Consider the following 18,961-nt stretch of genomic DNA (forward strand, 5'->3'; position numbering starts at 1 on the left):
GCTAGCGCCTCAGCGTCGCGATCAGCGCGCCGAGCTCGCGGTCGAGCGCTCGGTCGTCGTCATTGGCGGCCGGGGGCCGTGCGTAGAGCCCGTCGACGAAGACGCGGCCCGCGCCCTTGCCGAACAGCTCCGTGCGAAACACGCGGTCGAGCGTCTCGCCCCATGCCGGTCCCGTCGCTCGCGCGGCTTCGTCGCCCTCGATCGTGCGGACGACGCGCCTCAGCACGGCGGCCTGCGCCGCGCGGCGGTCCGGCCCCGGAAGGGCTTCGGCGGCGGCGAACTCCTCCATGGCGGAGGCGCGCAGCGATCGTCGCGGGCGAACCAGCAGGCGCAGCGCGAGCGAAACGACGAGGGCGAGCGCGAGGCCCGCCGCGACCGCGAAGCCGAGGTCCGCCTGCCACGAAGTGGTCTCTGCCGGCAGATGCAGGGCGCGCAGGCCGTCCAGCGGATCAACGGAGGCCATCGAGACGCTCCAGCAACGGCGCCACGCGTTCCGGGCCGGCCGAGGCCTCGATCGTGATCGCCGGCACGCCAAGGCCGACGAGCCGCGCGCGCCGGGGATCTTCGCCGTCGCTCGGGCGCCGTCGGCCCGACAACCAGCCGCTGCGGCCGCCGCGGGTCTCGAACGCATAGGCGCCGCGCGGCGCCTCGCGCTCGAAGGCGTCGGCCACGAGCAGGACCGTGATGGAGATGCGCGAGCGGGCCGCCCTCAGCACGTCGTCGAAGCGGTCCCCGGGCTCGTCGAGGCCGGTGGCGAGGATCAGGTGGCCGCCGCGCGGCAGAGCGCCGGCCGCGGTCTCGAGCGCGGCGTCGAGCGGCGGGTCGGGGCGGTCGACGTCGGCGAGCGCGTCCGCATGCGCCCGGGCCATGACGCCGATCACCGCGCTCATCGCGCGCTCGCCGCCCTTGGGGCGCTGGAAGGCGGGCTGGTCGCCGGCGCCGATCGCGAGCAGGCCGATGCGCCCGCCCTCGGCCGCCGCGCGCCAGCCGACCATCGCGAGCGCCTCGGCGCCCGCGACCGAGCGGAAGGCGCGGCGGGTGCCGAACAGCATCGCGGGCCGGAAGTCGGCGACGAGCAGCACCGCGCGTTCGCGCTCGTCGCGAAAGGTGCGGACATGGAGCTCGCCGGTGCGCGCGGTCGTGTTCTTGTCGATGTGGCGGATGTCGTCGCCGTCGATCCAGAGCCGGACGTCGTCGGTCTCGCTGCCGCGTCCGCGGCGGCGCGTGACCACGCCGCCCGGCCGCGCGGCGAGCTTGCGCGTGGCGAGGTTCGGCGCGCGGCCCGTAAGGCGCCGCAGCCCGATCAGGGCCTGCGCGTCGAGATCGACGCCGGGAACGGCGACCGCCTCCATCAGACGCCGACGCTTTGCACGGCCATCGCGCCCGCTCTCACACCGGCCGAACCGCGTCGAGCAGCGGGCCGACGAGGTCGCGCGCGGTGCGGCCGTCCGCTGCGGCGCGCCAGGTGAGCACGAGGCGATGGGCCAGCGTGTCGGCGGCGAGATCGGCGACGTCGTCCGGGATGGCGTGGTCGCGGCCGTGGAGATAGGCGCGCGCCTTGGCTGCGGCGGCGAGCGAGAGCGTTCCGCGGGGGCTCACCGGATACTCGATCGCGCGCCTGACGTCCGGAACCGTGTTGGCGTCCCGCGTCGCGGCGACGATGCGCACGATGTAGTCCTTGAGCGCCGGCGCGAGATGGACGCCGGCGACCTCGCGCCGCGCGGCCCGCACTTCTTCTCCGGAGAGCCGAAGCGGCATCGCCTCGCTGTCGCCCGACGTCTCGCGCTCGACGAGGTCGAGGATCTTGCGCTCGGACTCCATGTCCGGCAGCCCCACCACGACATGCAGCAGGAAGCGGTCGAGCTGCGCCTCGGGCAGCGGGAACGTGCCCTCGTGCTCGATCGGGTTCTGGGTGGCCACCACCATGAACGGGTCGGGCAACGGATAGGTGTTGGAGCCGGCCGTCACCTGCCGCTCGGCCATGGCTTCGAGCAGCGCCGACTGCACCTTCGGGGGCGCGCGGTTGATCTCGTCCACCAGCACCAGCGAGTGGAAGATCGGGCCCGACAGGAACTCGAACCGTCCCTGGTCGGGTCGCCACACGGTGGTGCCGGTGAGGTCGGCGGGCATGAGGTCCGGCGTGCACTGGATGCGCGCGAAGGAGGCGTCGAGGCCAGCCGACAGGCGCTTCACCGCGCGCGTCTTGGCGAGGCCGGGCGCGCCTTCGACCAGCACATGGCCGCCCGTGAGCAGGCCGATCAGCAGCCGCTCGACGAGCCCGGAGGCGCCGATGAGGCCGGCCTCCAACCCTTCGCGCAACGCGCCGAACTTCTTGCGCAGCCCCTCGCTCGAGGCCGCCACGGATCTCTCCTGGACGTTCATCGGGAGGCGGCCGCTCGGACCGGAACACGGGTCTCGGCGCGACTGGCCGATGCGGCGGCGATGAACGCCATGTCTCCTCCGGGTTTCTTAGCCGAGGCCTCTTTAAGGGCCTTTTGAGGAGATCAGACCCTTATGGCCGCCCGCGTCAATCCCGAAACACGTTGCGCAGGGGCGAAGCCGTCGGCGCATTGACGCGGGTCTGCCCGGCTCGGCCATGGGTCGACGTGGCGATCGCGCGGCATATGTCCCCCTGCCGAGCGGAACAGGGCGGGCATCGCCCGAACACGGGACGGGATCATGCATATCGGCGTCATCGGACTTGGCCGCATGGGCGGCAACATCGTTCGCCGCCTGATGGACAACGGCCATCAGTGCACCGTCTACGACGTCAGCGAGAAAGCGGTGGCGACGCTCGCGGGCGAAGGCGCGACGCCGGCCGGCTCGATCGAGGAGATGGTGGAGGGGCTCGCCGCCCCGCGCGCCGTCTGGGTGATGCTGCCCGAGGGCAAGATCACCGCCGACGCCGTCGAGGCGCTGGGCGCGGCGATGTCGGCCGACGACGTCATCATCGACGGCGGCAACTCCTTCTACAAAGACGACATTTCGCGCGGCGCGGCGCTGAAGGAGAAGGGGATCCACTATGTCGACGTCGGCACGTCCGGCGGCGTCTGGGGCCGCGAGCGCGGCTATTGCCTGATGATCGGCGGCGACAAGGACGCGGTCGACCGGCTCGATCCCGTTTTCAAGACGCTGGCCCCGGGACGCGGCGACATCCCGCTGACGAAGAACCGCGAGAGCCGCGATCCGCGCGTGCTCGAGGGCTACATGCATTGCGGGCCGACGGGCTCGGGGCACTTCGTGAAGATGGTGCACAACGGCATCGAATACGGGCTGATGCAGGCCTACGCCGAAGGCTTCGACGTGCTGAAGACTAAGGCGTCGCCGAATCTGCCCGAGGACCGGCGCTTCGATCTCGACGTGGCCGACATCGCGGAAGTCTGGCGGCGGGGAAGCGTCGTGTCGTCGTGGCTGCTCGACCTGACGGCGTCCGCGCTCGCCGGCGACGAGGAGCTGTCGGAGTTCGAGGGCCGGGTCGCCGATTCGGGCGAGGGCCGCTGGACCATCGAGGCGGCGATCGAGGAGGCGGTGCCGGTCGACGTGCTCGCCACCGCGCTGTTCGCCCGCTTCCGCTCGCGGCAGGACCACACCTTCGCGGACCGGCTGCTGTCGGCGATGCGCTTCCAGTTCGGCGGCCACGCCGAGGCGCCCGGCGGCGAGAAGCAGAAGGTGAAGACGTAAGGGGCGTCATCCTGGCCGGAGCACGAGCGGCGTGCCAGGACCGCTTTAAGAAGACGGCGCTCGGAACCTCAGTCGTCTTGCCCCGATTAATCCGGGGCATCCACCGATCGTCATAGGCCGCGGCGCGCAGAGACGTGGATCCCCCGGACGAGCCCGGGGATGACGATGGTGGTTCCGGCGCGTCCCTTGTCCCGGACTTGATCCGGGACCCAGAACCGACGTCGTCGCCAGAAGAAACGGCTCGGTCAGAGTGATATTCGGACAGCGCAATCGGTTCTGGGTCCCGGATCACGTCCGGGACAAGGGAGCGCTTCACTCGGCCGGTTGCAGCGCTTCCTCGTCCGTCCGCCGTCTGCGCCGCAGCCGGTCGAGCAGCAGGTAGATCGCGGGGGTCGTGTAGAGCGTCAGAGCCTGGCTTACGATGAGCCCGCCCACGATCGTGATGCCGAGCGGACGCCTCAGCTCCGAGCCCGGACCCTCGCCGAAGGCGAGCGGGACCGCGCCGAGCAGCGCCGCGAATGTCGTCATCATGATCGGGCGGAAGCGCACCCGCGCGGCCTCCACGATCGCCTCGCGCGGGGAGAGGCCGCGACTCCGCTCGGCCTCGAGCGCGAAGTCGACCAGAATGATGCCGTTCTTTTTCACGAGCCCGATCAGCAGGATGATGCCGATGAGCGCGATGACCGTCAGGTCGTCGCCGACGGCGTTCAGCGCCAGCAGCGCGCCAAGCCCCGCGGGCGGCAGCGTCGAGAGAATCGTGAGCGGGTGAATGTAGCTCTCGTAGAGCACGCCGAGCACCAGATAGATCACCAGAAGCGCGGCCAGGATGGTCATCGACTGGCTGCCGGCCGCCCGCGCTAGCTCGGCGGCGTCTCCCGCGAATTCGGCGTTGATCCCGTCCGGGAGCCGCAGTTCGGCGACGGCGCGGGTGATCTGCTCTTGGATCGCGCCCGGAGCGGCGCCGGGCGCGGCGTCATAGGTGATGGTGATCGACGGGTACTGGCCCTGATGGTTCACCACCAGCGGCGCGACGGTGCGCGTCATTGTCGCCACCGCCGAGAGAGGCGCCTGCCCGCCGTTCGAGGTCGGCACGTAGACGTTCAGCACGTCGGCCGAGTCGCGCGCCCTTTCAGGCACGACCTCGATCACCACGCGGTACTGGTTGCGCCGACCGTAGATCACCGAGATCTGGCGCTGCGCGAAAGCCGTGTTGAGGGCTGCGTCGATCGCCTCGATCTCGACGCCGAGTCGTGAGGCGGTCTCGCGGTCGATGTCGATCGCGAGCTCGATGCCGTTGGCCTCGCGGTCGGTCGAGACGTCGCGCACGCCCTCTATCTTGCGCAGCCGCTCGACGACGCGCGGCGCCGCCTCCTGCAAGGGTTTCAGATCGCGCGACCAGAGCGTGAACTGATATTGCGAGCGCCCCTCGCGGGCGCCGGCGCGGATCTCCTGCTGGGCCGACATGAACACTCTGAGCCCGGGGATCTCGGACAACGGCTTTCTCAGCCGTTCGATCACCTGCCGGATGGGCGGCCGCTCTCCGAGCGGCTTCAGCGTCATCTGGATGCGGCCCTCGTTCGAGGTGTTGCGTCCGCCCCCGAGCGCCGGCGCGACCGACGCGATCGCGGGATCGGCGGCGATGATGTCGGCGGCGCGCGACACCAGCCCTGAGATCTCGTCGAAGGAGACGTCCGGCGACGCCTCGACGAAGGCGTTGACGAGGCCGACGTCGTCGCTCGGAAAGAAGCCCTTGGGCGTCGCGATGTAGAGCTGCACGGCCCAGACGGCGGCGGCGACCATCAGCCCCGCCATCAGCCATGGGGCGCGCATCGCGACTTCGAGCGATCGGGCGTAGGCGTCGGAAATCCGCGCCATGACGCCGGCGCGTTCTTCCCTCGTCTCCCGTTTGAGAAGTTGGCCGCAGATCATTGGCGTGACTGTCAAAGAGACGATCGTCGACACCGCGATCGCGAACACCAGCGTCATCGAGAACTCGAAGAACAGGCGGCCGGCCAGCCCCCCCAAAAAGAGCAGCGGGATGAAGGCCGCGACCAGAGACAGCGAGATCGCCACCACCGTGAAGGCGATCTCCTCCGCGCCCTTCAGCGCCGCTTCCTTCGGCTCCATGCCCTTCTCGAGATTGCGGTAGGCGTTCTCGATCATGACGATCGCGTCGTCGACCACGAAGCCGACCGCGATCGCGAGCGCCATCAGCGAGAGGTTGTTGACCGAGAAGCCCGCGACCCACATGCCCGCGAACGAGCCGGCGAGCGCGAGCGGCACCGTGACGCCCGCCGCGAAGGTCGGCGCGAGACGGCGCAGGAAGGCGAACACCACCAGCATCACCAGCGCGATCGAGACGCCGAGCGTCAGCTGCATGTCGTGGACGCTGGCGCGGATCGTCGTTGTGCGGTCCGCGAGCACGGTGACGTCGATGCCTGCGGGAATCCAGCGGGAGATCTCCGGCAGCAGCGCCTTCACGCCGTCGACCGTCTCGAGCACATTGGCGGCTGGCTGCTTGGTCACCGACAGCAGCACCGCGGGCTTGCCGTTGAACCAGCCGGCGTTGCGCGTGTCGCGGGCGCCTGCGGAAATCTCCGCGACGTCGCCGAGCCGCACCGTCGCGCCGCTCGCCACGCGCACGACGACGTCCCTGTACTTTTCAGGCCGCGAGCCGAGTTCGCCGTCGAGCGCGATCGTAAGCTGCGCGTTGTCGGTCTCGATCGCGCCGACGGGGGCGAGCACGTTGGCGGTCGAGATCGCCAAGCGCACCTCGTCGAGGCCGAGCCCCATGGCGGCGATCTTGTCGGCGTCGAGATTGACGCGCACCGCGGGCTGTTCGGCGCCCTGCACCCGCACCTCGCCGACGCCCGCCACCTGGCTGAGGCGCTGCACCAGAATGCTGTCGGCGGCGTCGTAGATCTCGGTCTTCGGCGTGGTGTCGGAGGTGAGCGCGAGCGTCAGCACCGGGATCGCGGCCGGGTTGATCTTGCGGAAGGTCGGCAGGTTGGGAATGTCGGAGGGCAGGTTCACCTGCGCCTGGTTGAGCGCCGCCTGCACGTCGCGGGCTGCGTCGTCGATGTTGCGGCCAAGGTCGAACTGGATCGCGATCCGGGTCGAGCCGAGCGAGGAGGCCGAGCTCATTTCGGTGACGCCCGAGATCGCCCCGAGCGCGCGCTCGAGCGGCGCCGCCACCGTCGAGGCCATGATCTCGGGCGAGGCGCCGGGGCGGCTCGCCTGCACGAAGATCGCAGGGAACTCGACGTTCGGCATCGAGGCGACGGGCAGGCGCATATAGGCGGTGAGCCCCACCAGCACGAGCGCGATCGCCAGCAGCGTGGTGCCGATCGGCCGGTTGATGAAGGGCGAGGAGAGCGACATCAGGCGAGGCCCCCCCGGACGTCATCCCGGCCGAAGCGCAGCGGAGAGCCCGGATCGTCATCCGTGTGAGGCGCGCGACGGGAGCCCTTTCCGGATGACGATCCCGGATCGGCCTGCGGCCGTCCGGGATGACGCGCTTGTCCGCCGCCCCTCACTCCGCCGGCTCCGCGACCGGCTTCGCGCCGCCGAACCAACGTTCGCGCAGCCGCTCCATCGCGAGATAGACCACCGGGGTCGTGTAGAGCGTCAGCAACTGGCTGAGCAGCAGCCCGCCGATGATCGTGACGCCGAGCGGCACGCGCAGCTCCGCGCCGGGGCCGGTGGCGATCGCGAGCGGCAGCGCGCCGAGCAGCGCCGCGAGCGTCGTCATCATGATCGGGCGGAAGCGCAGCACAGCGGCTTCGACGATCGAGTCCTGCGGCGCCATCCCGCGTTCGCGTTCGGCGTCGAGCGCGAAGTCGATCATCATGATCGCGTTCTTCTTCACGATGCCCATCAGCAGGATGATGCCGATGAGCGCGATGATCGAGAGGTCGAGCCCGAAGAGCTCGAGCGCGATCAGCGCCCCGAGCCCCGCGGAGGGCAGGGTGGAGAGGATCGTGAACGGGTGGATGAAGCTCTCGTAGAGCACCCCCAGCACGATGTAGATCGCGATGACGGCGGCGAGCACGAGCGCGGGCTGGCCGGCGAGCGACTCGGCGAACTCCGCCGCGTCGCCCGCGAAGCGTCCGACCACGGTCGAGGGCAGGTCGATTTCGGCCTCGGCCTCCTCGATCGCCGCCACGGCGTCGGAGAGCGAGGCGTTCTCGGCGAGGTCGAACGAGATGGTGTTGGCCGGGAACTGCTCCTCGTTGGTCACGACGAGGTCGGCGGGCTCCAGATCGACCCGCGCCACCGCCGAGAGCGGCACGGGCGCGCGGATCGTGTCGTTGGTCGAGGTCGCGGCGGAGGTCGTCGTCTCGGAGGTCGCGGCCGTCGGGGTGACGTAGAGCCGACCGATCGCCGAGACGTCGCGGGCGTCGTCCTTCGAGGCCTCCAGCACCACCCGGTACTGGTTGGCCTGGCCGTAGATGGTCGAGATCTGCCGCTGGCCGAAGGCGTCGTAGAGCGCGTCGGCGATCGACTGCACGGTGACGCCGAGACGGCCCGCCGCGATCCGGTCGACCGTGACCTTGGCCTGAAGGCCGCCCGCGCGCGCGTCCGACCCGACGTTGCGCAGCGCCGGCGAGGCGCGCAGGCGCTCCACCAGCTTGTTGGCGTTCTCGGCGAGTTCGCGCGGATCGCTGTCGGTCAGCGTGTACTGGTAGCGGGCGCGGCTGACGCGGGTCGAGATCTGAAGGTCCTGCGTCGCCTGGAACACGATGGAGAGATCGGGCAAGGCGGAGAGCCTGCGGCTCAGCCGCGCGATGACCTCTTCGGCGCTCGCGTCGCGCTCGGCGTGGGGCTTTAGGACGATGGTCAGGCGGCCGGCGTTCGAGGTCGGCGTCTGCTCGCCGACGCCAAGCACCGAGACGACGCTGCGCACCGCCGGGTCCTCGCGGATCTCCGCGACCGCCGTCGTCGAGCGGGTCTTGAGTTCCGAGAAGGAGACGTCCTGGCTCGCCTCCAGCGTCGCCGAGATCAGCCCTGAATCCTGCGCGGGGAGAAAGCCCTTGGGGGCTACGACGTAGAGCCAGCCGGTCGCGAGAAGCGTCGCGAGCGTCACCAGCAGGGTGAGTCCCTGATGGCGCAGCACCATCAGCAGCGACCGGCGGTAGCGCTCGATGAATCGCGTGGTGGCGGCCTCCGCCGCCTTCCCGAGGCGCGAGGTCTCGCCGTGCTTCGGCGCCTTCAGGAGTCGCGAGCACATCATCGGCGTGAGAGTGAGCGAGATCACCATCGAGACCACGACGGCGATCGTCAGCGTCGCCGCGAACTCCCGGAACACGCGGCCGATCAGCCCGCTCATGAACAGCAGCGGGATGAAAACCGCGACGAGCGACGCGGTGAGCGAGACGATCGTGAAGCCGATCTCGCGCGCGCCCTCATAGGCCGCCTTGAGAGGATGCTCGCCGTCCTCGATATGGCGCTGGATGTTCTCGATCATGACGATGGCGTCGTCGACCACGAAGCCCGCGCCGACCACGAGCGCCATCAGAGACAGGTTGTCGAGGCTGTAGCCGAACCCCCACATCACCGCGAAGGTCGCGATCAGCGACAGCGGCAACGCGACGCCGGCGATGAGCGTCGCGCGCAACGTCCTCAGGAAGACCAGCACCACGAGGATCACGAGGCCGACCGAGAGCGCGAGCGTGATCTCGACCTCGTGGATCGAGGCCTTGATCGTGTCGGTGCGGTCGTCGACCACGTCGACCTTCACGCCCGCCGGCATGGCGCGCTGGATCTCGGGCAGCGCCTTTCGCAGCGTCTCCACGGTCTCGACCGTGTTGGCGCCGGGCTGGCGCTGGACGTCGATGACGATGGCGGGCTTGCCCTGATGGGTCGCCGCGACGTTCTCGTCCTCGACGCCGTCGATCACGTCGGCGACGTCGCGCAGGCGCACCGGCACGCCGTTGTTGGTCGTGACGATGACTTCGCGATAAGCCTTCGCGGTCTCGATCTGGTCGTTGGCCGAAATGGTGAAGGACTGCCGGTCGCCGTCGATCGAACCCTTCGGCCCCGCGACGCTCGCGCCCGCGACCGCAGTGCGGAGCTGCGAGAGCGTCAGCCCGTAGGCCGCGAGCCGCCGCACGTCCGCCTGAACGCGCACGGCCGGTTTCACGCCGCCGCCGACCGAAACCCGGCCGACGCCCACGACCTCCGCCAGCCGCTGCGCCACCAGCGTGTCGGCGAGGTCGGAGACGTCCCGGATCGGCATCGTGTCGGAGGTGAGCGCGACGGTCAGCACCGGGGTGTTGGCCGGGTTCACCTTGGCGAAGACGGGCGGGTAGGGCAGGTCGCTCGGCAGCGTGGAGTTCGCGGCGTTGATCGCCGCCTGCACGTCTTGCGCCGCGCCGTCGATGTCGCGGTCGAGATCGAAGCGCAGCGTGATGCGGCTGAACCCGAAGGAGCTCGCCGAGGTCATTGTGGCGAGCGAGGGGATCTGGCCGAGCTGACGTTCGAGCGGCGCGGTGACGAGCTTGGCCATCGTCTGGGGGTTCGCGCCGGGCAGGCGCGTCGTCACCTGGATGGTCGGGAAGTCGACCTGCGGAAGCGAGGAGACGGGCAGCTTCAGATAGCCGAGCACGCCGACCAGCAGCACCGCGATCGCAAGCAGCGTGGTGGCGACGGGGCGTGCGATGAAGGGCGAGGAGACGCTCATGGACAGCGCCCTTGTCCCGGACTTGATTCGGGACCCAGAACCGACAGCGGTTCAAATCGACGCCTGGACTGGCCCGCCTTTTCCTCGGGCGGCATCGGTTCTAGGTCCCGGATCAAGTCCGGGACAAGAAGTGCGGCGCTTCTCAGCCTCACCGCCCGGCGCCTTCCGCGCGGCGCTGCGGGCTCTCGCTCGACGGCGCGCTACCCGAAGCTCCGGGCGCATCCGTCTCCGGCTCCTGCGTCGCGCCCGGGGCGCCGACCGCGACCTTCGCGCCGGTCCTGAGCCGCGCGAAGCCGGTGGTGACGATCGTCTCGCCGGCCTCCAGCCCCTTGGCGATCACCGCGAGCTCGGCGTCCTGCCGCGTGATCTCGACGGGCCGCTGCTCGACCGTCTGGTCGGGCTTCACCACGAAGACGAACGGTCCGTCCGGCCCCTGCTGCACCGCCTGGCCGGGCGTCGTGACGACGTCCTTCAGCACGTCGACCGCGGTCCGGATGGTGGTGAACTGGCCGGGCCAGAGCGCGAGCTCCTTGTTGTCGAAGATCGCCTTCAGCCGCACCGTGCCGGTGGTCTGGTCCACCTGGTTGTCGATCACCTCGAGCCGGCCGCGGTCGAGCGTCGTGCGTCCGTCGCCGGTCAGCGCCTCGACCGCGACGCTTCCGCGCGCCAGCGCACGGGTGATCGCCGGAATGTTCTGCTGCGGCAGGGTGAACAGCGCCGCGATCGGCTGCACCTGCGTGATGGTGACGATGCCGGTGGCGTCGCCGGCCGTGACGTAGTTGCCCTGGTCGACGCCGCGCACGCCGGTGCGGCCGGAAATCGGCGCGCGGACTTGCGTGCGGTCGAGCGTCGTCTTGGCCTGGTCGATCAGGGCGCCGTAGTAGCGGACCTGCGCCTCGAGCTGGGCGATGGTGGATTTCGCCGTGTCGGCCTGCTGCTGGGTGCCGTAGTCGTTCTTGGCGAGCCGCGAATAACGCTCGAAGTCGCGCCGGGCGTTTTCGAGCTGCGCCTCGTATTGCGCCTTTTGGGCGACCGCCTGGTCGTACTGCGCCTGATAGGTCGCCGGATCGATGCGGGCCAGCACGTCGCCGGCCTTCACGTCCTGTCCCTCGCGAAACGCGACCTCGACCAGCACGCCCTCGACCTGCGCTCGGACAGTCGCCGTGTTGGGCGCCTGGAACGAGCCGACGCCTTCGAGGAAGACCGGCACGTCCCGACGCGCGGCCTTCGTCGCGATCACCGGCGTCGGTTCGTCGCCAAGCCCGCCGCGCCGTCCGCCGCGGCGCGGCTGCTCGGCGCCCGCGCCGCTGTCCCGCGAGGCGAGAAGCGCCGTCGGCCAGTATTTTTCCGGCAGGAGCTTCCACGCCGCCACGCCGGCCGCGACGATCAACAGGAGGACGACGAGCTTCCGCATCAGCGTGACACCGCCGAGACCGTGAAGGCCGGCAGCGGACCGCCGACGGAGCCGGCGGGCTGACCCGAGCCCGCCCAGCCGCCGCCGAGCGCCTCGAACATCGACACGAGCGCCTGGTAGCGGGCGAGCCGCGCGGTGACGAGATTGTCCTGCGCGTCGAACAGCGTCTGCTGGGTGTTCACGACCGTCACGATGTCGACGGCTCCTTCCTTCAACTGCGCGGAAGCGATGTCGTAGGCTTCGCGCGCGCTTTTGACCGCCGCCTCCTGCAGTCGCACCTGCTCGGCGCTCTTGCGCACCGCGATCAGCGCGTTCTCGACGTCGACCAGCGACTGCGTCGTCGCCTTGCGATAGGCGAAGAGGTTCTCGCGGAACTGGCCCTTGGCGAGATCAAGATTGCCGGGCAGCGTCTGGTCGAGGATCGGCTGGGTCACGCCGGCGGCGAGCTGGTAGGCGACGTTGGAGCCCGAGATCAGCGTCTTTAGCGCCGTGCTTTCGAACCCGCCCTGGCCCGTCAGGGTGAACGACGGCAGAAAGGCGGCGCGCGCGGCGGTGATGTCGGCGTCGCTCGCCGCGAGCGTCGCCTCGGCCTGGCGGACGTCCGGGCGGCGGAGGAGAAGGTCGGACGGCATGCCGGGCCGCACCGCCGGCGCCTTCAGTCCCGCGAGCCTGCCGCCCTTGATCGAGACCCGCACCGGAGGCCGGCCGAGCAGCAGCGCGATCGCGGTCTCGTTGGTGCGCACCTCCTCCTCGATCGGCGGGATGGTGGCGCGCTGCTGGTCGAGAATGGCGCGCTGCTGCGCGCGGTCGAGCGCGGTCGCCGTTCCGACGTCGAGCCGTCCCTGGATCGCGTCGAGCACGGTCTGGGCGGATTTCACGTTGCCGCGCGCGATCGCGAGCCGCTCCTGCGCGGACATCAGCGCGAAATAGGTGTTGGCGACGCTCGTCGTGACGCCGAGCGCCACCACCTCGGCGTCGAAGCGCGCCGCGACGGCGGTCGCCTGCGCGGACCGTACGCTCGCGCGGTTCCGGCCCCAGAAATCGAGTTCGTAGCTGGCGTCGAGGCCGAGCTGATACTGGCGGACGACGCGGTTGCCGGTCGCGGCCGGCTGCATGCTGGCCTGTCCCGAACCGCTCACGAGCGGAATGAGGCTCGCTCCGTTAATGCGCACCTGCGCGTCGGCCTGCTCGATCCGACCCTTCGCCGCGCCGATGTCCTGGTTGGAGCGCTCGGCCTCCTCGACGAGGCTCGTCAGCTCCGCCGATCCGAAGCCCCGCCACCATGCGGCCGCCGGCCAGACGGGTTTGGGGTCGCGCACGTCCTTCCACCCGGTCGGCGCGTCGACGCCGAGCGGCGGTCGGTTCCATTGATCGGCGCAGCCGGCGAGCCCGAGCGCGCCGGCGATGGCTGTCGCGAGCCTGAGCCCCCTCAATCCCAGCAAACTGGTCGCCTCGCAGTTACGCATGCACGCTGCGCGTTTCATCGCACGACCCGGACGGCGCCGCCATGGCGCGAAGGCGACACAGGCGAGGCGGAACGTGGCCGAAGGTTTCCTGAATGTCCGACTGTCACGCGGGTTTTGAACCAGTCCTGCGACCGCTCTCCCGATCGTGAGCCATCAATCCGCGAGACCGCGCAGGAGCGGGACCGTGACCATGGCCTTTCCGGCGCCTGCGCCCGCGAGGTGGCGGGCGGGAGCGGTCGGCTCGCCAAGCTGGTCGAACACCGCGGCGGCGCCGGCGAAATTCTGGTCGTCGCTGTACTCGCTCGGCGTGACGAGACAGCGAACGCCGGCGGCGCGCGCCGAGCGCAGGCCGTGGCTCGTGTCCTCGAACGCGATGGCGGCGGACGGCGGGACGCGCAGGCGCTCGAGCGCAAGCAGATAGACGTCGGGCGCCGGCTTCTTGGCCGGAGCCTCGTCGCCCGCCGCGATCGCGTCGAAGAGGTCTCGCCAGTCGTCGCCGATGGTCGCGGTAAGCAGCGCCTCGACGTTGCGGCGGCTGGTGGTGGTGGCGATCCCGATCCTGAGAGCCTCGCCGCGCGCCTCCCGCAACAGCCGCTCGACGCCCGGGCGCAGCGTCACCGCGCCGTCGCGCACCAGTTCGGCGTAGCGGACGTTCTTCGCCGCGTGGATCTCGTCGAGGCGGTCGAAGGCGCGGTCGGCGCCCTCGGGGCCGTCGAACTCGATGAAGTGCAGCAGCCGCTCCTTGCCGCCCATGATGCGGAGCAGCCGGCGATAGGTCGCGCGGTCCCAGTCCCAGGGCAGGCCGAAGGACGCGAAGGTGTCGTTGAGCGCCCGGCGGTGCGTCTCCTCGGTCTCGGCCAGCGTGCCGTCGACGTCGAAGATCAGCGCCTCGAGGGCCATCAGGCGGCTTGCGTCTCGGAGGCCGCGTCCGCCGCCGCCCTGATCGCGGCGATGTGGCGGGCGTAGTGATCCGGCCCGTCCTTGAACACGGCGTTGCCGGCCACGAAGGTGTCGGCGCCGGCCGCCGCGCAGAGCGGCGCGGTTTCAGGGCTGACGCCGCCGTCCACCTGGACGCGGATCGGGCGGTCGCCGATCATCTCTCGGATGCTCGCGATCTTGGGCAGCATCGCGGGGATGAACGCCTGCCCGCCGAAGCCCGGATTGACCGTCATGACGATGACCATGTCGATCCTGTCGAGCACATATTCGATCGCGCTCTCGGGCGTCGAGGGGTTGATGGCGACGCCTGCCTTCTTGCCGAGCGAGCGGATGAACTGGAGGGACCGATCGAGATGGGGGCCGGCCTCGGCGTGGACCGTGATCTGGTCGCAGCCGGCCTTGGCGAAGGCCTCGAGATAGGGGTCGGCGGGCGAGATCATCAGATGGCAGTCGAAGAAGGCGTCGGTCCAGCGGCGCAGCTTCTTCACGACCTCCGGCCCGAAGGTGATGTTCGGCACGAAATGCCCGTCCATCACGTCGAGATGCACCCAGTCGGCGCCGGCGGCGACCACGGCGGCGGTCTCCTCGCCGAGCTTCGAGAAATCGGCCGAGAGGATCGAGGGGGCGATGACGATATCGGACATTCGGGTCGCTCAGGTCAGGCTATTGCGGCGCAACATGCTGTTAGACCGAATGACGGCCGAGGTGAAGCGCGCAGTCCCGCTCAGCCGATCTCCGCCCGCCGCTTCTTCTCGACGAGGTTCAGGATCATCGGCGTCAGGATCAGCTGCATCGCGAGGTCGAGCTTCCCGCCCGGGATCACGATCGAATTCGCCCGGGACATGAAGCTCCAGGAGATCATCGAGAGCAGATACGGAAAATCGATGCCGTGCGGATCGCGGAAGCGGATCACCACCATCGATTCTTCCGCTGAAGGGATCGTGCGGGAGATGAACGGGTTCGACGTATCGACGGTCGGAATGCGCTGGAAGTTGACGTCGGTGGCGGTGAACTGCGGGCAGATGAAGTTCACGTAGTCGGGCATGCGCCTGAGAATCGTGTGGGTCACGTCCTCGGCGCTGTAGCCGCGGTCGTTCTTGTCGCGGTGGATCTTCTGGATCCACTCGAGATTGATGACCGGCACGACGCCGACCTTGAGGTCGGCGTATTGCGCGATGTCGATGCCGTCGCCCATCGCCGCGCCGTGGAGCCCCTCGTAGAACATCACGTCCGTGGGCGCGGGCAGGTCGGTCCAGTCGGTGAAGGTTCCCATCGGCTGGCCGAACTGCTGGGCCGCGATTAGGTCGTGGACATAATGGCGCGAGCGGCCTGTCCCGGTCTCGGAATAGCTGCGGAACAGCTCCTCGAGCTCGGCCATCAGGTTGGCCTCGTGGCCGAAATGCGAGAAGTGGTGGTTGCCCGCCGCCTCCTGCTCCAGCGCGTGCCGGCGCATGCTCTCGCGGTCGTAGCGATGGAAGGCGTCGCCCTCGACGAACGCCGCCGCGATGTGCTCGCGCCGGAAGATCTGCTCGAAGGTCTGCCGCACCGAGGTCGTGCCGGAGCCCGACGAGCCGGTGACGGAGATGATCGGAAAACGGACCGACATGAGCGCGACGCCGGCCGTCAGGCCAGGAAGAGGCCGCGCTTGGCGAAGAGCGGCGACGACGACGAGGAGCGCGCGGGCTGCTCGTAATAACGGGCGATCCGCTCGACCTCCTCGGCCGAGCCCGCGATCAGCGCGGCGCGCTGGTGCAGCTTCTCGGGGATGAGGTCGAGAACGCGCGTCGTCCCGTCGGTGGCCGCGCCCCCGGCCTGCTCGCACACGAAGGCGATCGGGTTGCACTCGTAGACGAGGCGCAGGCGGCCCTGGCCGTAGCCCTCGCGCGCGTCGCCCGGATAGAGATAGACGCCGCCGCGCACCAGGATGCGGAAGACGTCGGCGACCAGCGAGCCGACCCAGCGCATGTTGAAGTTCTTCTCGCGCGGGCCCGTGTCGCCGGCGAGGCAGTCGGCGATATAGGCCGACATCGGCTCGTTCCAGTGGCGCTGGTTCGAGGCGTTGATCGCGAACTCCTTGGTCTTCTCGGGGATCTTCACGTCCTTGTGGGTCTGCAGGAACGCGTTCGAGCCATGGTCCAGCATGAAGACCTGCGTGCCGGCCCCCACGGTCAGCACCAGCGCGGTCGCGGGCCCGTAGACGATGAAGCCTGCGGCGAGCTGGCGCGAGCCCGGCTGGAGGAAGGTGTCCTCGCCGATGTTCGGCAGCACGCCGAACAGGGTGCCGATCGACACGTTGGTCTCGATGTTGGAGGAGCCGTCGAGCGGGTCCATGGCGACGGCGAGCGGGCGGCCCTCGTCGAACACGACGACGTCTTCGGCCTCCTCGGAGCCGACGCGCGCGACGGGCGTGTCCTTGAGGACTTCGAGGGTCATCTCGTGGGTTCGGACGTCGAGCGCCTTCTGGGTGTCGCCGCCGGCGTTGCCGCCGATCGCCGCGGCCATGTCGCCCTCGAGCGCGCCGCGGCCGACGACCAGAGCGATCCTGCGGCCGGCCTCGCACATCGCGAGCACCGTCTTTGCGACGTCGCCGCGTCCCGCGTCGTCGCCCGCCCAGCCGGCGAGATAGGCCTCAAGCGTCATGGTGTCAGCCACGTAAGGTCTCCTGAGCGCGCCTGCGCCGCACCCTTCCAGTCTCGGCGCCACCTAGCCCTGCGGATCCGCTGCGCGACAACGCAGCAGTTTGTCGTAAAGGCCTTGGAGGCGAGCCTGAAAAAGCGTCGATCACGATAAAGGTTCAGGGACGGGCATGCGAAAAGCCGCCCCGCGCCCTGCAAGCCTCATATACGGATTGCTCAGCTAAGCCAAATCCCCTAAAGCGCTGTTTCAGTATGTCTGAAGACCTGATCCGCTCGCTGACAGTGAAACAACTACGCGCGCTCGCCGCCGTGGCGGAGACGGGCGCGGTGAGCGCGGCCGCGCGCCGACTGGGCGTCACGCCGCCGGCCGTGACCATGCAGGTCCAGCTACTGGAGGCTGCGACCGAGCTGCCGCTGCTCGACCGTTCCGGCGACAAGTTCCGCCCGACGGACGCCGGCCGCGAGGTCGTCGAGGCGGTCGGCCGGATCGAGTCCGCGATCCGCGACTGCGTCGCGGCGCTCGAGGCGATGAAGGGTCTCGAGGGCGGCCGGGTCTCGGTCGCGATCGTCTCGACCGCGAAGTATTTCGCGCCCATGGCGCTCGGCGCCTTCGCGCGCGCTCATCCGAAGGTCGAGCTGAGCCTTGCGGTCGGCAACCGCGCCGACGTGCTGAACCTGCTGCGCGGCGACAAGGTCGACGTCGCGATCATGGGGCGGCCGCCGGAGGACATGGAGACCATTCGCACCGTCATCGGCGACCATCCGCACATCGTCGTCGCGCCCATCGACCATCCGCTGGTCGGTCGCCGGGTGCAGCCGCATGAGCTCACCGGCCAGGTGTTCCTGATGCGCGAGGCTGGCTCCGGCACCCGCGCGCTGATGGAGCGGCTGTTCGCCGAGCGCAAGGTCGAGGCCAAGAGCGGCATGGAGATCGGCTCCAACGAGACGATCAAGCAGGCGGTGATCGCGGGGCTCGGCCTCGCCTTCATTTCGGCGCACACCGTCGCGGCCGAAATCGCCGACGGGCGCCTCGCCCAGCTCGACGTCGAGGGCCTGCCGATCATGCGCCAATGGCATGTGGTGCGCCGCGCCGGCAAGCGCCTCACTCCGCCGGCGGCCGCCATGAGCGCGTTCCTTTCCGAGCGCGGCGCCGAGTTTCTCCCCAGCATCGTCCGCGTCGAAGCGGAACCTTAGAAGCCCCGCGCGCGTCTTTGACAGACAGTCTTGCGATCGGCCGGTCCTGGCGTCGCGACTGTGGGTGGAGTTCTCCGCGCATGCGCGTCCTGATCGTCGAGGACGAGCCGGTCATCGCCCTCGAAATCGAGGCGATCGTGCTCGACCGACTGCCGAGCGTCGAGACCGTGGTCGCCTGTTCCGTCCGCGATGCGCTGAAGATCGTAGACGGCGCGCCTCTCGACCTCGCATTTCTCGACATCGACGTGACGGACGGGAAGACCTATTCGCTCGCGCTCGAGCTCAGGCTCAAGCATGTGCCGTTCGTGTTCGTCTCCGGGGCCGACCGCGGCGAAGCCCCTGACGAGCTCAAACTCGAGCGCAGGGTCCCAAAACCGTTCAGGCCGGAATCGATCGCCCGCGAGCTCGACGCGCTGGCGCGCAAGGACGAGAGCTGAGCCTCAGCCCGTCCCGTCCGGCCGCCAGGGCTGCGCGAGCCGCGAGAACCCCTGGTCGCCGCCGACCGCCGCCGCGTCGCGGATCGATCGGCCGTCGAGGATGAGGTCGGGCCGGACCTCGGCCAGCGGCGTCAGCACGAAGGCGCGGTTGAACATTTCCTTGTGGGGGATGATCAGCCGCTCGGAGCGCACCTGCGTCTCGCCGAGATAGAGGATGTCGATGTCGATCAGCCGCGGACCCCAGCGGAACGTGGTCTCGCGCCCGAGCTCCGCCTCGACGCTCTGGGTGAAGGCGAGCGCTTCGTCGGCCGAAAGCTCCGTGCGGCCGACCGCGCAGGCGTTGGCGAACCAGTCCTGGTCAAGATAGCCCCACGGGGCGGTGCGCCAGATCGAGGACGCGGCCACGAACGAAAATTCCGGCCCGGCGAACAGACGTTCGAGCGCGCGCCGGACGTTCTCGATCTTGTCCCCGACATTGCTGCCGAGGCCGAGCCCGATCTCGGTCATTTCGC

15 protein-coding genes are annotated in these 18,961 nt (G+C 69.7%); 3 read left to right on the forward strand and 12 right to left on the reverse strand.

All coding sequences use genetic code 11. The features are described from left to right. Position 1: 1 nt before the first annotated feature. The 3 genes from ACFOWB_RS15250 to ACFOWB_RS15260 are packed head-to-tail and all read right to left on the reverse strand — an operon-like array spanning position 2 to position 2,382. On the reverse strand, positions 2 to 463 hold the full coding sequence (locus ACFOWB_RS15250) for a DUF4381 domain-containing protein (RefSeq protein ID WP_261403047.1): 462 nt from the start codon (positions 461 to 463) through the stop codon (positions 2 to 4). Next, a complete protein-coding gene (locus tag ACFOWB_RS15255; RefSeq protein WP_261403048.1) occupies positions 450 to 1,352 on the reverse strand; it encodes a DUF58 domain-containing protein in 903 nt (300 codons plus the stop codon). Before ACFOWB_RS15255 ends, ACFOWB_RS15250 begins: the two co-directional genes overlap by 14 nt. A gap of 37 nt (positions 1,353 to 1,389) precedes the next feature. Continuing rightward, positions 1,390 to 2,382, reverse strand: coding sequence for an AAA family ATPase (locus tag ACFOWB_RS15260; protein ID WP_261403049.1), 993 nt, complete (start codon positions 2,380 to 2,382; stop codon positions 1,390 to 1,392). A gap of 297 nt (positions 2,383 to 2,679) precedes the next feature. Here ACFOWB_RS15260 and gnd point away from each other — a divergent pair, with 297 nt between their 5' ends. Next, positions 2,680 to 3,681 carry a phosphogluconate dehydrogenase (NAD(+)-dependent, decarboxylating) gene (gnd, locus tag ACFOWB_RS15265; RefSeq protein WP_261403050.1) on the forward strand — a complete coding sequence of 334 codons (1,002 nt, stop codon included), beginning with the start codon at positions 2,680 to 2,682 and terminating at the stop codon, positions 3,679 to 3,681. A gap of 312 nt (positions 3,682 to 3,993) precedes the next feature. Here the strand turns inward: gnd and ACFOWB_RS15270 are convergent, their stop codons facing one another. From ACFOWB_RS15270 to ACFOWB_RS15305, 8 genes are all read right to left on the reverse strand, one after another. Continuing rightward, positions 3,994 to 7,062, reverse strand: a complete 3,069-nt coding sequence (locus ACFOWB_RS15270; protein WP_378148089.1) for an efflux RND transporter permease subunit — start codon at positions 7,060 to 7,062, stop codon at positions 3,994 to 3,996. Positions 7,063 to 7,213: 151 nt separating this feature from the next. Beyond that, entirely contained in the window at positions 7,214 to 10,363 is a 3,150-nt protein-coding gene (locus tag ACFOWB_RS15275; RefSeq protein WP_378148091.1) for an efflux RND transporter permease subunit, read from the reverse strand. A 148-nt stretch (positions 10,364 to 10,511) separates the two neighbouring features. Then, entirely contained in the window at positions 10,512 to 11,777 is a 1,266-nt protein-coding gene (locus ACFOWB_RS15280) for an efflux RND transporter periplasmic adaptor subunit (RefSeq protein WP_378148093.1), read from the reverse strand. Beyond that, on the reverse strand, positions 11,777 to 13,243 hold the full coding sequence (locus ACFOWB_RS15285; RefSeq protein ID WP_378148095.1) for an efflux transporter outer membrane subunit: 1,467 nt from the start codon (positions 13,241 to 13,243) through the stop codon (positions 11,777 to 11,779). Before ACFOWB_RS15285 ends, ACFOWB_RS15280 begins: the two co-directional genes overlap by 1 nt. A gap of 153 nt (positions 13,244 to 13,396) precedes the next feature. Next, positions 13,397 to 14,143, reverse strand: coding sequence for an HAD-IA family hydrolase (locus ACFOWB_RS15290; protein ID WP_261403055.1), 747 nt, complete (start codon positions 14,141 to 14,143; stop codon positions 13,397 to 13,399). After that, complete coding sequence (gene rpe / locus ACFOWB_RS15295; protein WP_261403056.1) at positions 14,143 to 14,826, reverse strand: ribulose-phosphate 3-epimerase; 684 nt, start codon at positions 14,824 to 14,826, stop codon at positions 14,143 to 14,145. Before rpe ends, ACFOWB_RS15290 begins: the two co-directional genes overlap by 1 nt. 80 nt (positions 14,827 to 14,906) lie before the next feature. Then, a complete protein-coding gene (locus ACFOWB_RS15300; protein WP_378148098.1) occupies positions 14,907 to 15,788 on the reverse strand; it encodes a phosphoribulokinase in 882 nt (293 codons plus the stop codon). 17 nt (positions 15,789 to 15,805) lie between these two features. After that, positions 15,806 to 16,822, reverse strand: coding sequence for a class 1 fructose-bisphosphatase (locus ACFOWB_RS15305; protein WP_378148815.1), 1,017 nt, complete (start codon positions 16,820 to 16,822; stop codon positions 15,806 to 15,808). Between the two features lie 248 nt (positions 16,823 to 17,070). On the opposite strand from ACFOWB_RS15305, the gene ACFOWB_RS15310 reads away from it, so the two are divergent. Both ACFOWB_RS15310 and ACFOWB_RS15315 read left to right on the forward strand, forming a co-directional pair. Next, on the forward strand, positions 17,071 to 18,012 hold the full coding sequence (locus ACFOWB_RS15310) for a LysR family transcriptional regulator (protein WP_261403058.1): 942 nt from the start codon (positions 17,071 to 17,073) through the stop codon (positions 18,010 to 18,012). A gap of 80 nt (positions 18,013 to 18,092) precedes the next feature. Further along, on the forward strand, positions 18,093 to 18,449 hold the full coding sequence (locus ACFOWB_RS15315; RefSeq protein ID WP_261403059.1) for a response regulator: 357 nt from the start codon (positions 18,093 to 18,095) through the stop codon (positions 18,447 to 18,449). Positions 18,450 to 18,452: 3 nt separating this feature from the next. Here ACFOWB_RS15315 and folK read toward each other — a convergent pair whose 3' ends face one another. Continuing rightward, positions 18,453 to 18,956 carry a 2-amino-4-hydroxy-6-hydroxymethyldihydropteridine diphosphokinase gene (folK, locus tag ACFOWB_RS15320; protein ID WP_261403060.1) on the reverse strand — a complete coding sequence of 168 codons (504 nt, stop codon included), beginning with the start codon at positions 18,954 to 18,956 and terminating at the stop codon, positions 18,453 to 18,455. Positions 18,957 to 18,961: the final 5 nt, after the last annotated feature.

The organism is Chenggangzhangella methanolivorans (genome assembly GCF_042648545.1).
Taxonomy (GTDB): domain Bacteria; phylum Pseudomonadota; class Alphaproteobacteria; order Rhizobiales; family Methylopilaceae; genus Methylopila; species Methylopila methanolivorans.

Coding starts and splice junctions, on each gene's coding strand:
- ACFOWB_RS15250 (WP_261403047.1), bottom strand. CDS start 463: ATGGCCTCCGTTGATCCGCTGGACGGCCTGCGCGCCCTGCATCTGCCG.
- ACFOWB_RS15255 (WP_261403048.1), bottom strand. CDS start 1,352: ATGGAGGCGGTCGCCGTTCCCGGCGTCGATCTCGACGCGCAGGCCCTG.
- ACFOWB_RS15260 (WP_261403049.1), bottom strand. CDS start 2,382: ATGAACGTCCAGGAGAGATCCGTGGCGGCCTCGAGCGAGGGGCTGCGC.
- gnd (WP_261403050.1), top strand. CDS start 2,680: ATGCATATCGGCGTCATCGGACTTGGCCGCATGGGCGGCAACATCGTT.
- ACFOWB_RS15270 (WP_378148089.1), bottom strand. CDS start 7,062: ATGTCGCTCTCCTCGCCCTTCATCAACCGGCCGATCGGCACCACGCTG.
- ACFOWB_RS15275 (WP_378148091.1), bottom strand. CDS start 10,363: ATGAGCGTCTCCTCGCCCTTCATCGCACGCCCCGTCGCCACCACGCTG.
- ACFOWB_RS15280 (WP_378148093.1), bottom strand. CDS start 11,777: ATGCGGAAGCTCGTCGTCCTCCTGTTGATCGTCGCGGCCGGCGTGGCG.
- ACFOWB_RS15285 (WP_378148095.1), bottom strand. CDS start 13,243: ATGCGTAACTGCGAGGCGACCAGTTTGCTGGGATTGAGGGGGCTCAGG.
- ACFOWB_RS15290 (WP_261403055.1), bottom strand. CDS start 14,143: ATGGCCCTCGAGGCGCTGATCTTCGACGTCGACGGCACGCTGGCCGAG.
- rpe (WP_261403056.1), bottom strand. CDS start 14,826: ATGTCCGATATCGTCATCGCCCCCTCGATCCTCTCGGCCGATTTCTCG.
- ACFOWB_RS15300 (WP_378148098.1), bottom strand. CDS start 15,788: ATGTCGGTCCGTTTTCCGATCATCTCCGTCACCGGCTCGTCGGGCTCC.
- ACFOWB_RS15305 (WP_378148815.1), bottom strand. CDS start 16,822: ATGACGCTTGAGGCCTATCTCGCCGGCTGGGCGGGCGACGACGCGGGA.
- ACFOWB_RS15310 (WP_261403058.1), top strand. CDS start 17,071: ATGTCTGAAGACCTGATCCGCTCGCTGACAGTGAAACAACTACGCGCG.
- ACFOWB_RS15315 (WP_261403059.1), top strand. CDS start 18,093: ATGCGCGTCCTGATCGTCGAGGACGAGCCGGTCATCGCCCTCGAAATC.
- folK (WP_261403060.1), bottom strand. CDS start 18,956: ATGACCGAGATCGGGCTCGGCCTCGGCAGCAATGTCGGGGACAAGATC.